The organism is Hungatella sp. SL.1.14 (assembly GCF_024460495.1).
Classification (GTDB): domain Bacteria; phylum Bacillota; class Clostridia; order Lachnospirales; family Lachnospiraceae; genus Hungatella; species Hungatella hathewayi.
Genome location: NZ_JANFYJ010000406.1, coordinates 1 through 296 on the forward strand (window position 1 = coordinate 1; position 296 = coordinate 296).

1 pseudogene is annotated in these 296 nt (G+C 46.6%); it reads right to left on the minus strand.

The window, feature by feature from the left end:
• Nucleotides 1-267, minus strand: a pseudogene (locus tag NE473_RS31580) (DUF6128 domain-containing protein); the annotation flags it as partial.
• Nucleotides 268-296: the final 29 nt, after the last annotated feature.

A 296-nucleotide genomic window follows, 5' to 3' on the forward strand; every position in this document is an offset into this window, starting at 1 on the left:
CGTATCTGCAGACTGATCCACCTGTTTTCTGATGCTTTCTGCAAATGCCTTCGACTGTTCTCTGGCACTTTCCGTATATGCCTTAAGCTGCTCCCGGGACATTTTATCCTGCTTTTCACTTTCCTTTGTATCCTGTTCATTTTCTACCGGGAACTCTTCTTCGATTTCTTTTATCGCCTTTTTAATCTGCGCCTCCTGCGCCGTTTCTTCTCTTTCTTTTTTTTCGGGAAGTGTGTTGGAAAGTTCCACCTCTGCAGCGTGGGCCACTGCATCCTCCCAGATCGTCGTGTAAGAAC